At 60.8% G+C, this 11,849-nt stretch carries 10 protein-coding genes; 6 read left to right on the top strand and 4 right to left on the bottom strand.

Annotated features, from left to right (window positions below):
• Positions 1 to 348: 348 nt before the first annotated feature.
• Complete coding sequence (locus tag BUA36_RS29900) at positions 349 to 900, bottom strand: PEP-CTERM sorting domain-containing protein (RefSeq protein ID WP_229255613.1); 552 nt, start codon at positions 898 to 900, stop codon at positions 349 to 351.
• Positions 901 to 1,108: 208 nt separating this feature from the next.
• Here BUA36_RS29900 and BUA36_RS05535 point away from each other — a divergent pair, with 208 nt between their 5' ends.
• The 4 genes from BUA36_RS05535 to BUA36_RS31125 all read left to right on the top strand — a co-directional run bounded on the left by BUA36_RS05535 (position 1,109) and on the right by BUA36_RS31125 (position 5,622).
• Entirely contained in the window at positions 1,109 to 2,710 is a 1,602-nt protein-coding gene (locus BUA36_RS05535; protein ID WP_072782109.1) for an ABC-F family ATPase, read from the top strand.
• Between the two features lie 6 nt (positions 2,711 to 2,716).
• Positions 2,717 to 3,871, top strand: a complete 1,155-nt coding sequence (gene nadA / locus BUA36_RS05530; RefSeq protein WP_072782107.1) for a quinolinate synthase NadA — start codon at positions 2,717 to 2,719, stop codon at positions 3,869 to 3,871.
• The gene (gene nadC / locus BUA36_RS05525; RefSeq protein ID WP_072782105.1) at positions 3,868 to 4,734 is read left to right on the top strand and encodes a carboxylating nicotinate-nucleotide diphosphorylase; all 867 of its coding nucleotides are present in this window, start codon (positions 3,868 to 3,870) and stop codon (positions 4,732 to 4,734) included. The genes nadA and nadC overlap by 4 nt, the downstream gene beginning before the upstream one ends.
• A 105-nt stretch (positions 4,735 to 4,839) precedes the next feature.
• Positions 4,840 to 5,622, top strand: a complete 783-nt coding sequence (locus tag BUA36_RS31125) for a PEP-CTERM sorting domain-containing protein (RefSeq protein ID WP_229255612.1) — start codon at positions 4,840 to 4,842, stop codon at positions 5,620 to 5,622.
• Here the strand turns inward: BUA36_RS31125 and BUA36_RS05515 are convergent.
• Both BUA36_RS05515 and nadB read right to left on the bottom strand, forming a co-directional pair.
• The gene (locus BUA36_RS05515) at positions 5,619 to 6,155 is read right to left on the bottom strand and encodes a GNAT family N-acetyltransferase (RefSeq protein WP_072782103.1); all 537 of its coding nucleotides are present in this window, start codon (positions 6,153 to 6,155) and stop codon (positions 5,619 to 5,621) included. The two genes, BUA36_RS31125 and BUA36_RS05515, sit on opposite strands and share 4 nt — an antisense overlap.
• A complete protein-coding gene (gene nadB / locus BUA36_RS05510) occupies positions 6,155 to 7,768 on the bottom strand; it encodes an L-aspartate oxidase (RefSeq protein WP_072782100.1) in 1,614 nt (537 codons plus the stop codon). Before nadB ends, BUA36_RS05515 begins: the two co-directional genes overlap by 1 nt.
• Before the next feature lie 194 nt (positions 7,769 to 7,962).
• On the opposite strand from nadB, the gene BUA36_RS31120 reads away from it, so the two are divergent.
• Both BUA36_RS31120 and BUA36_RS05500 read left to right on the top strand, forming a co-directional pair.
• Positions 7,963 to 9,879, top strand: coding sequence for a TIGR03013 family XrtA/PEP-CTERM system glycosyltransferase (locus tag BUA36_RS31120; protein ID WP_072782582.1), 1,917 nt, complete (start codon positions 7,963 to 7,965; stop codon positions 9,877 to 9,879).
• A complete protein-coding gene (locus tag BUA36_RS05500; protein WP_072782098.1) occupies positions 9,879 to 10,946 on the top strand; it encodes an SDR family oxidoreductase in 1,068 nt (355 codons plus the stop codon). Before BUA36_RS31120 ends, BUA36_RS05500 begins: the two co-directional genes overlap by 1 nt.
• On the opposite strand, the gene BUA36_RS05495 is transcribed toward BUA36_RS05500, so the two are convergent.
• Entirely contained in the window at positions 10,940 to 11,842 is a 903-nt protein-coding gene (locus BUA36_RS05495; RefSeq protein ID WP_072782096.1) for a LysR family transcriptional regulator, read from the bottom strand. The genes BUA36_RS05500 and BUA36_RS05495 overlap by 7 nt on opposite strands.
• Between the last annotated feature and the right edge of the window lie 7 nt (positions 11,843 to 11,849).

Below are 11,849 nucleotides of genomic sequence, written 5' to 3'. Positions count from 1 at the left end.
AAAGTAACAATTGGATAGAAATCATTACTCCCGTCACCGGGAATGTCGGCGGTAAGGTGAGCGACACCGAGTCGATGAAACTGACCTATGGTGGCAATAAGACCTTTAGCAAAGAAGTTGACGGCGTACCTCGGATTGAATTCTGGACGATGACGTTTCCACCAATCGTTATGATTTTCCGCGCTTCATTTCCATGGATGCGAGCCCGATTCCCGAGGCGGCCACGTATGCCATGCTGCTGGACGGCTTGGCGCTGGTGGGCGTTGCACGTCGCCGTACTCGACATGCTCAAGTAGTGCACAAAAAAGCAGGGCTGCCGAATTGGCAGCCCTGTTGTTAATACCTTGCTTAAGCAGTTTTTTTACGGCGTGCGGCGTACGCCACCAGGCCCAGACCGCCCAGCAGCATGCCGTAGGTGGCTGGTTCTGGAACAGCGCTGATGTCCAGGCTGTAGAAGCGTGGAATTGCCTGGCCCTGACGCGCGGAGTAGAACTCGATCGAGTGCACGCCAGCGACGTTTTTCAGCAGAGTTTGATCAGGACCATAGTTCAGCTGGAAGGAATCCGTATCGATTACTTTGCCGCCCAGGTCTTTGAAGGTCATGACAACCGTGTAGGGATTCAAATCCCAGAATAACTCCTGGCTGCCGCCCAGATCGTAAGGCGTGAAATTCAGTTTGATGCCGTGGTAGTTGAACAGGCCGGCATTGTAGGAAATGGCAGCAGTGCCTTGGCTCAGGTTGTTGATCACGGCAGGACCGCCCAACGACACGATGCCGGTGTAGTTAAAGCCAGCAAAGGTGCCGGTGATCTCGCCAGGAATCAGATCGACTGGAATGGTGGTGGCGCTGGCAGCCATGCTGGCGCCGGCAATCATGATGGCTGCGATGATTTTCTTCATGTAATACTCCTGTTAGTGGGCTGTTGATTAGCATTTGAATAATATCATAAAAAATAATGAATGTTATCCAATTGCTACAGTTTTCTTTTTTTTAGCTCTTTTCAGGAGCCGCCCGGGAATGCACCCAAGAGAGGGAGGGGCGTGTTGTAGTATAATGTCCGGTTTCCGCCTAACGGCATGATTTAATTCAGAAAAGTCCAATTCCACAATGCTATCCACAGCAAATATCACGATGCAATTCGGCGCCAAGCCGTTGTTTGAAAATATCTCCGTCAAGTTCGGCGATGGCAACCGTTATGGCCTGATCGGCGCCAACGGCTGCGGCAAGTCCACCTTCATGAAAATCCTCGGCGGCGATCTGGAACCGTCGGCCGGTAACGTGATGCTGGATGTGAACGAGCGCCTCGGTAAGCTGCGTCAGGATCAGTTTGCTTACGAAGAGATGCGCGTACTGGACGTGGTCATGATGGGCCACACCGAGATGTGGGCAGCGATCTCGGAACGCGACGCGATCTACGCCAACCCGGAAGCCACCGACGACGACTACATGCGCGCCGCTGACCTGGAAGGCAAGGTCTCCGAGTACGACGGCTACACCGCGGAATCGCGCGCGGGCGAACTGCTGCTGGGCGTGGGTATTTCCATCGACCTGCACCAGGGCCCGATGAGCGCCGTCTCGCCAGGCTGGAAGCTGCGCGTGCTGCTGGCACAGGCGCTGTTCTCGAATCCGGACATCCTGCTGCTCGACGAACCAACCAATAACCTGGACATCAACACCATCCGCTGGCTGGAAGATGTGCTCAATGAGCGCAACTCCACCATGATTATCATTTCCCACGATCGCCACTTCCTGAACCAGGTGTGCACCCACGTGGCCGACATGGACTATGGCACGCTGAAGATCTACCCAGGCAATTACGATGACTACATGCTGGCATCGACGCAAGCGCGTAACCAGCAGCTGGCCAACAACGCCAAAGCGAAAGAGAAGGTCGCCGAGCTGCAGGACTTCGTGCGCCGCTTCTCGGCCAACAAGTCCAAGGCCCGTCAGGCGACTTCGCGTGCCAAGATGATCGACAAGATCAAGGTGGAAGACATCAAGCCGTCGTCGCGCGCCTATCCGTTCGTGCGCTTTGAAGGCGAGAAGAAGCTGCACCGCCTGGCCGTGGAAGTGGACAGCATCAGCAAGAAATACGACCGCACGCTGTTCAACAATTTCAGCATCATGGTGGAAGCGGGCGAGCGCATTGCCATCATCGGCGCCAACGGCGCCGGCAAGACCACCATGTTGCGCAGCATCGGCGGCCAGGACATCACGGGCCTGAGCGCCGATCACGGCATGGTCAAGTGGGCGGAGAACGCCAACGTCGGCTACATGCCGCAGGACCCGACCGAAGATTTCGCCAAAGAGATCACGCTGACCGACTGGATGGGCAAGTGGACCAAGGAAGGTGACGACGACCAGGCCGTGCGTTCGATCCTGGGCCGTCTGCTGTTCGGCGGCGACGAGGTGAAGAAATCGGTCACGGTGCTGTCCGGTGGCGAGAAGGGCCGCATGATGTACGGTAAGCTGATGCTGGGCCGTCACAACGTGCTGCTGCTTGATGAACCAACCAACCACATGGACATGGAATCGATCGAGTCGCTCAACATCGCGCTGGATAAATATGCCGGCACGCTGATCTTCGTGTCGCACGACCGTGAATTCGTGTCGTCGCTGGCGAACCGCATCATCGAGATCAAAGAGAATGAAGTCGTCGACTTCCGCGGCAACTATGAAGAGTATCTGACCAGCCAGGGTATCGCTTAAACGATTATGCAAGCTATCGAGATCAAACCCGTCGAGTATGAACATCCACAAGACGGTGCCAGCTGCGTTGCCCACGCGTGGGCGCGCACGCCAGCGCCAACCACTGCGGAACAGCGCGTCGAACTCAAGGAACGCATCAAGCGCCTGCTGAAGGAAAAGCAGGCGGTGCTGGTGTCGCACTATTACGTGGACGCAGATCTGCAGGACCTGGCCGAGGAAACCGGCGGCTGCGTGTCCGACTCGCTGGAGATGGCGCGCTTTGGCCGCGATCATCCGGCCAAGACGCTGATCGTCGCCGGCGTGCGCTTCATGGGCGAAACGGCCAAGATCCTGAGCCCGGAAAAACGCATCCTGATGCCGGACCTGGACGCGACCTGTTCGCTGGACCTGGGCTGCCCGGCCGACGAGTTCACCGCCTACTGCGACGCCCATCCGGACCGCACGGTGGTGGTGTACGCCAACACCAGCGCTGCCGTCAAGGCGCGTGCGGACTGGATGGTGACCTCGTCGATCGGCCTGGACATCGTCAAGCACCTGCATGAGCAGGGCAAGAAGATCCTGTGGGCGCCGGACAAGCATCTGGGTTCCTACATCCAGAAACAGACCGGCGCTGACATGCTGCTGTGGCAGGGCTCCTGCCTGGTGCATGACGAGTTCAAAGGGGTGGAGCTGGAACTGCTGAAGGCGCAATACCCTGAAGCGAAGATCCTGGTGCACCCTGAATCGCCAGCCAATGTGGTGGCGCTGGCCGATGTCGTGGGCTCGACTACGCAGATCATCAACGCCGCCGTGGAGTCGGACTGCGATACCTTCATCGTTGCCACCGACAACGGCATCCTGCACAAGATGCGCGCCGCCGCGCCGGGCAAGCGTTTCATTGAAGCGCCAACCGCCGGCAACAGCGCCACCTGCAAGAGCTGCGCGCACTGCCCGTGGATGGCCATGAACGGCCTGCAGAATCTGGCGGACCTGCTGGAGAATATGGACCAGCCGGAGGTCAGCGCGGCCAACGAAATCTTCGTCGATGCGGAAATCGGCAAGCAGGCCGTGACCTCGATCACGCGCATGCTGGACTTTGCCGCGGCCAAAAAAGCCAAGGTGCAGCCAGGGCCGGATCTGGCGCAAGAAGCTAAACTGTTTTCGGGAATTGGTCCTGCATGAGCACTCTGATTAACAAGTTCGCGCCGTTTGACGACGCGTTGAAGTCGGCGTTTGAAGCCAATCTGCTGGCGGCGCTGCTGGAAGATGTCGGTCCCGGCGACCTGACCGGCTTGCTGGTGCCGGAAGGCGGCCGCGCGCAGGCCCGCGTGATCGTGCGCGAAGATGCGGTGCTGTGCGGCGCGGCGTGGTTTGAAGGCGTCATGAACTGCATGCAGGCTGGTATTGAAATCGACTGGCAGTACGCGGAAGGCGACATGATGAAGGCCGACAGCGTGGTCTGCACCATCGCCGGTCCGGCGCGCGCGCTGCTGACGGCGGAACGCGGTGCGCTAAACTTCATGCAGCTGCTGTCCGGCGTGGCGACGGCGACCCGCAAGTATGTGGACGTGATCGCCGGCACCCGCGCCGCCATCCTGGATACCCGCAAGACGCTGCCGGGCCTGCGCCTGGCGCAGAAGTATGCGGTGCGTGTGGGCGGTGGCCAGAACCAGCGCCTGGCGCTGTATGACGGCATCCTCATCAAGGAGAACCACATCGCGGCGGCGGGCGGCATCACCAATGCGGTGCTGGCGGCCAAGGCGCTGAACAAGGGTGTGTCGATACAGGTGGAAGTGGAATCGCTGGACGAGCTGCGTGAAGCGCTGGATGCGGGCGCGTTGTCCATCCTGCTGGATAACTTCAGCACGGACATAATGCGTGAAGCGGTGGCGGTGAATGCTGGCCGCGCGCTGCTGGAGGCTTCCGGCGGCATCAATTTCGATACCGTGCGCGCGATTGCCGAAACCGGCGTGGACCGTATCTCCATCGGCAGCCTGACCAAGGATATCCGCGCTACCGATTATTCTTTACGCATCATTGGTTAACAAAATTTTATTGTTGACTTCACCCGCGCACGATTGAAAATTGTTAAATTGAGTAATCAATAAAACAATAAAATATGCCCTCTTTTTAATCAAAGTGGGTAATACATGAAATTACAATACGTGGCGGGTGTACTGGGGATGCTGTGCCTGAGCGGTCTGGCGCAGGCGGAAGACTTTGTGAATGGCGGCTTTGAAGATGGCAACACTAACGGCTGGATCACGGGCGGCGGTTACCGTGGCACCGTTCTCAACGACGCGCTGACGCCAGCGCAGCTGTTGCCAGGCGGCAGCCTGCATACCGATAACGGCAGCCGCGGCGCCATCGTCGATGGCAGCTATGTCGATCCACGGCTGGGCAGCCTGATTGGTTCGACCATCTATAGCGGCAAGTACGCCTACCGCGCGGAAGACACCTGGGATGGCGGCAACGCCACCGCCATCAGCCAGCAGGTCAGCAATTACACCGACAATAAAATCGTTTTCGCCTGGAAGGCCGTGCTGGAAAACGGCGGCCACGTCGAGAACGAATCTGCCGTGATGAAGCTGACGCTGACCGACAATACCACTGGTCAATTGCTGGTCAGCCGCAGCTACAATGCCGGCTATACCGGTTCTGGCGTCGACTCGCGCTTCCTGACCGAAAATGGTTTGTTCTACACGCCGCAATGGCAGGTTGAGCAGCTGAACATCGACCAGTCGCTGTCCGGCCACAGCTTCACGCTGTCGCTGCTGGCGGCGGATTGCAACCCGACCGCACATACCGGCTACGTCTATCTGGATGGTTTCGGCGCGGCGCTGCCCGTGCCTGAACCGGAAACCTACGGCATGCTGCTGGCAGGTCTTGGCCTGATGGGCGTGGTTGCCCGCCGCCGTCAGGGCGCCGCTTAAGCCGCGACGGTCTTGCGCATTTTTGCCAGCGGAACTTTGACGTTCCCTGGCAAATCCAGTTCCATGTTCTCGATGATGGTAAAGCCGCAGGCCTGGTAGAGCGGCACGCCGGGCATGGTGGCGGCCAGTTCCAGGGTGTGGAAGCCGCCCGCCAGCGCTGCGTCGGTGCAGTGCTGGAGCAGCAGACGGCCCAGGCCCTGGCGCGCTGCCGACGGATCAACAAAGAAGGCGCGGATGCGGGCTGGTTCCCGCGCCGGATCCAGCAGCGGATCGGCGCCAAGCTTGGTGCGATCGGCGCCAAACAAGGTGGCACGCTTGCTCCAGCCACCGCAGGCCGCCAGCTGGCCGTCCTTCTCAATCACAAAATACGTCTGGTCCGCCACGAGTTGCGTATCGACGCCAAATACGTAACGCGTTACGGCTTGCGCCTGCTCGCTGGTATAAAAACCGGCGCTGAGCGCAATGCCGGAACGCGCGATCAGCGCTTCCATGGCCGGGATGTCGGCTGGCGTGGCGTGACGGACTGCGATCATTATTTGCGTCGCGGCGGCGTCAGGATGGTGGGCAGCGCCTTGGCCAGGGTTTCCGGATAGTCGCGGCTGAAATGCAGGCCGCGGCTTTCCCGGCGCAGCAGGGCGCTGTTGACGATCAGGCTGGCGACATCGACCAGGTTGCGCAGCTCCAGCAAGTCGTGCGTGACGCGGAAGTTCTGGTAGTACTCGTCGATTTCTTCCTTGAGCAGCGCAATGCGGTGCTGCGCGCGTTCCAGGCGCTTGCTGGTGCGGACGATGCCCACGTAGTTCCACATGAAGCGGCGCAGCTCGTCCCAGTTGTGGGAGATGACCACTTCTTCATCGGCATCGCTGACGCGGCTTTCGTCCCAGTCCGGCAGGTAAGGCACTTCGCCTTTTTCCTTGGCGGTGATGTCCATGGCGCAGGCGCGGCCGATGACCACGCATTCCAGCAGCGAGTTGCTGGCCAGTCGGTTGGCGCCATGCAGGCCGGTGCAGGCGGTTTCGCCGACCGCGTACAAGCCCGGCAAATCCGTGCGGCCGTGCATGTCGGTCACCACGCCGCCGCAGGTGTAGTGGGCGGCCGGCACCACGGGGATCGGTTCTTTGGTGATGTCGATGCCCAGTTCCATGCAGCGCGCGTAGATGGTCGGGAAGTGCTCGATCAGGAATTCGGCCGGCTTGTGGCTGATGTCCAGGTGAACGTAGTCCAGGCCGCGCTTCTTGATTTCAAAGTCGATGGCGCGCGCCACCACGTCGCGCGGCGCCAGCTCGGCGCGCTCGTCGTGCGACAGCATGAAGCGCTGGCCGGCAGCGGCGCCGGCTTCCGGCGGCAGCTTGAGCAGGCCGCCTTCGCCACGGATCGCTTCGGTAATCAGGAAGGACTTGGCGTACGGGTGGTACAAACAGGTCGGGTGGAACTGGATGAATTCCATATTGGCCACGCGGCAGCCCGCGCGCCAGGCCATGGCGATGCCGTCGCCGCTGGCGGTGTCCGGGTTGGTGGTGTACAGGTAGACCTTGCCGGCGCCGCCGGTGCACATCACCGTCTGCTCGGCGGCGAAGGTGTGGACCTGGCCGGTCTGCTCGTCCTGCACGTACAGGCCGTAGCACTTGGGCTGGGCGTGGCCTTTTTTGAGCGGGTGCACCTTGTCCGAGGTAATCAGGTCGATGGCGCAGTGGTGTTCGAACAGCGTGATGTTCGGGTGGGCGCGGACTTTTTCTTCCAGCGTGGTTTGCACGGCGTTGCCGGTGGCGTCCGCCGCGTGGATGATGCGCCGCTGGCTGTGGCCGCCCTCGCGCGTGAGGTGGAAGCCCAGTTCGGCCGAGTCGTCGCGCGTGAACGGCACACCCTGGTCGATCAGCCATTCGATCGCTTCGCGGCCGTGCTCGACGATGTAGCGCGTCGCGCTTTCGTCGCACAGGCCGCCGCCGGCGATCAGGGTGTCTTCTATATGCTGGCTGTGGCTGTCGCCGGAATCCAGTACGGCGGCGATGCCGCCTTGCGCCCAGTTGCTGGCGCCATCCTTGAGCGCACGTTTGGAAATAATCGCTACGGTGCGTGTTTCGGCCAGATGCAGGGCGACCGACAGGCCGGCCAATCCGCTGCCGACAATTGCAACATCAAATTTCATGATTACGTGGTGGAAATGCAATAGAGAACCATGACTATAGACCATTTGTCATAGTCGCGTCACAAATAGCCCTTTTGGCGAGGTGGGTTGCGGACGCTCAAGGCCTGAGCTTGAGCATTCCCCATGATGAAAGCTTCGCCTGGGAGGCCACCGTGATCCGCATCTTTCACCATTATGTGTCCAGAATCGCCGTCATGCTGCTATTGCTGGAGCTGTCGATATTGCTGGCAGCGGCAGTGGCCAGTGCGCCTCTGTGGCTGTCCGATGCCAGCCAGCTGTATGGGCCGGCAGTGGTGTTTGCACTGGTGATGGTGTTCAGCATGGGCACACTCGGCATGTACCAGCATGACCAGTCGCGCGAGGATGTCAAAAGTACACTGCTGCGTATCATGCCGTCGTTTGTGCTGGGGTTTTGCCTGATGCGTTTGCTGGCTGGCCTGCTGCCGGGCATACAGTTGGGACGGCTGGGCAGCACGGTGTTCTTGCTGGGCGGCGGCGCGGTGCTGCTGGCGCGGCTGATTGTCTTCACGTCGGCGCAATCGCGCATGCTGGAGCAGCGGCTGATTATCGTGGGGGACGGCGCACTCGCGCTGGAGTGCATGGCGCTGGCGGCAAGCAGCGTCGGCTTCCATCCATTTCGCGTGGTGGGGTTTGTGCCGGTATCCGGCGAGCTGCGCGCGGTGCCGCCGGCGATGCTGCTGCCGGCGGATCTGCCGTTGCTGGCATTGGCGCGGCGCTACGCGGCGGACGAAATCATCGTCACGGTCGGCGACCGGCGCAATGGCGCTTTCCCTGTGCGCCAGTTGCTGGAGTGCGCCCTGGGCGGCGTGCCGGTAACGGATGCCGCCACCTTCTTTGAGCGCGAAGCCTGTCAGATCCGGGTGGATTCGCTGCAGCCCAGTTACCTGATTTTCGGCGGCGGCTTTGACCAGAGCGTCACACGCGCGGCCGTGAAGCGGCTTTTCGATTTGACCGCCAGTGCCGCGATCGGCCTGATCGCGACGCCGGTGATGCTGGCAACGGCGCTGGCGATCAAGATGGACGACGGCGGGCCGGTGTTTTTCCGGCAGGAGCGTGTCGGCCGGGGCAACCGCGTGTTCCACGTGCTGAAATTTCGCAGCATGCGGCCGGATGCGGAGCGCGATGGTCAGCCACGCTGGGCGAGCGAGGGCGATCCGCGTGTGACGCGCGTGGGGCGCTGGATACGTCAGCTGCGCATCGACGAGCTGCCGCAGATGCTGAATGTGTTCAGGGGCGACATGAGTTTTGTCGGTCCGCGGCCGGAGCGCGCCTATTTCGTCAAGCAGTTGCGCCAGCGGATCGCGTACTACAACGTGCGGCACGGGATCAAGCCCGGCATCACTGGCCTGGCGCAGGTGCGCTACCGCTATGGCGCTTCGGTCGAGGACGCGGTGCGCAAGGTAGCGGAGGCGGCCAAGGTCATCGAGAACACCCAGCGCGACCTCAACATCGCCTTGATGAATGAACTGGCGATTATTTTCGACCGGCTCGACATCGATACGGCGGAAGTGTTGCAGGCGGCCGGCAGCAAATGGAATTTCTTGCCGTTTCGTCCTGGGCTGGTGGGCGGGCATTGCATCGGCGTTGATCCCTATTATCTGACCCATAAGGCCGTCATGCTTGGCTATCATCCCGATGTCATCCTGGCGGGCCGGCGCATCAATGACGGCATGGCCAAGTTTGTGGCTGAAAAAACCGTCAAGGAAATGGTCCGCGCCGGCTTTAAGCTGCGTGGTTGCCGCGTCAATGTGCTGGGGCTGACCTTCAAGGAAAACTGTCCGGACCTGCGCAATTCCAAAGTAGCGGACCTGATCCGCGAACTGGAATCCTACGGTTTGCAAGTCCACGTCCACGACCCGGTGGCCGATGCCGACGAAGCCATGCACGAATATGGCATCCGCCTGCGTCACTGGGACGAACTACCGTGCGCCGAAGCCTTGATCAGCGCGGTCGCCCACAAACAGCTGATTGAGCGCCCGCTGGGCCAGATGCTGGACAAGGTGGCGCCCAGCGGCTGCTTCATCGACCTCAAATCCCAGTTTGATGCGCAAGCGTTGCGTCAGGGCGGACTCAGCGTGTGGAGGTTGTGATGAGCGACTACGAAAACGGTACACCCACCACCAGCACTTACCAGATCGTCCGCGAGCAGTTGGGGCAGGCGCAGCATCGTTGGGTTATCACGGGAGTGGCCGGCTTCATCGGTTCCAACCTGCTGCAAGCGCTGCTGGAACTGGGGCAGCACGTGGTCGGCGTCGATAACTTCCTGACCGGCTACCGGCACAATCTGGATCAGGTGCGGGACCTGGTGGGCGACAAGGCATGGCGCCATTTCGAGTTGATCGAAGGTGATATCCGCGATCTTGCCGTTTGCCGCCAGGCCTGTGACCATGCTGATTACGTGCTCCATCAGGCCGCGCTGGGTTCCGTGACGCGCTCGCTGACCAAGCCCTTGCTGTACAACGAAATCAACATCACCGGATATGTGCAGGTGCTTGACGCGGCACGCATGGCAGGGGTCAAGCGTCTGATCTACGCGGCATCCAGCGCGACGTATGGCGATCATCCGGGATTGCCGAAGCAGGAGCAGCACATCGGCGCAGCCTTGTCGCCCTACGCACTGACCAAGCACGTCAACGAACTGTATGCCGGCATGTATGCGCGCTGCTATGGGCTGGAAACGATCGGGCTGCGTTACTTCAACGTATTCGGTCCACGCCAGGATGCACTTGGAGCCTACGCAGCAGTCATACCGCAGTGGGTGCGGGCCATGATAGAGCAGCGTCCGCTGGTCATCAATGGCGATGGAGAAACCAGCCGGGATTTTTGCTACGTCGCCAACGTCGTTCAGGCCAATCTGCTGGCCGCGCTGACCGGCACATCCGGCGCCGTCAATCAGGTGTATAACGTGGCGTTGAACACCCGAACCAGCCTGAACAATCTGTATCTGCTGCTGCACCAGCTGTTGGTGGATCGTTACCCCCATTTGCATGACTATCAGCCAAGCTATGGCCCCTTCCGCGCAGGGGACGTGCAGCATTCGCAGGCGGATATTTCCAAGGCGACGGAGCTACTCGGCTATGCGCCGACGCATGATTTGCGGCGCGGGCTCAGGCAGTTCTTGCACTGGTACGAGCGGCACCTCGCCACCCATCACTGATCCCAGGGCGTGCCGGCCAGTTCCTGCACCAGGAAATCGATCATCACTCGTACCTTGGCGCTCAGGTGGCGGCGGCTGGGGTAGACTGCCAGCACATCCATATCCGGCATCTGATAGTCCGGCATCACACGCTGCAGCCTGCCGGCGCGCAAGTCCTCGCCGACCAGGAAAGTCGGTTGCCAGATGACGCCCAGGCCGCCCAGGGCGGCGGCACGCGCAGTATCGCCGTTGTTGGTGTGCATCGCGCAGCGCACCTTCACCGCATGCGGCTGGCCACTGGCGTCAAGCATCTGCCATTCATCGGCGCTGGCGGCGTAGCTATAGCCTATGCAGGTGTGACGCAGCAGGTCGGACGGAGTTTGCGGCATGCCGTGCTGCTGGATGTAATCCGGCGACGCGCACAGCACGTTGCGCGAGGTCGCCAGCTTGCGCGCCACGTTGGACGCCGAACCGGCGCGCGAGATACGCACCGCCATGTCATAGCCTTCCTCGACGATGTCAACCACGCGGTCTATCAAGGACACATCCAGTTGCACTTCGGGATACAGCCGCATGAACCTGGCCCACAGCGGCGCCAGGTGCAGCACGCCAAAACTCAGCGGTGCATTGATGCGCAACACACCGTGCGGCTGCATGGTGGCGGACGAAACGATTGCTTCCGCCTCGGCGACATCATCAAGAATGGATTTGGCGCGCTCAAACAACGCTTCGCCGCTGGAGGTCAGCGACATCTTACGCGAGCTGCGGTTCAGCAAACGGGTCTGGAGATGGGCTTCCAGGTCGCTGATATAGCGGGTGACATTGGCGGGGGAGGTGTCCAGCGCTTCGGCGGCGCGGGCAAAGCCATCGCGCTTGACGACTTCCACGAACACTTCCAGTGCGCGCAGCCGGTCCATGCCGGGC

This window comes from Duganella sacchari, assembly GCF_900143065.1.
GTDB classification, from domain to species: domain Bacteria; phylum Pseudomonadota; class Gammaproteobacteria; order Burkholderiales; family Burkholderiaceae_D; genus Rugamonas; species Rugamonas sacchari.
This window is presented reverse-complemented; position numbering and strand designations above follow the sequence as displayed.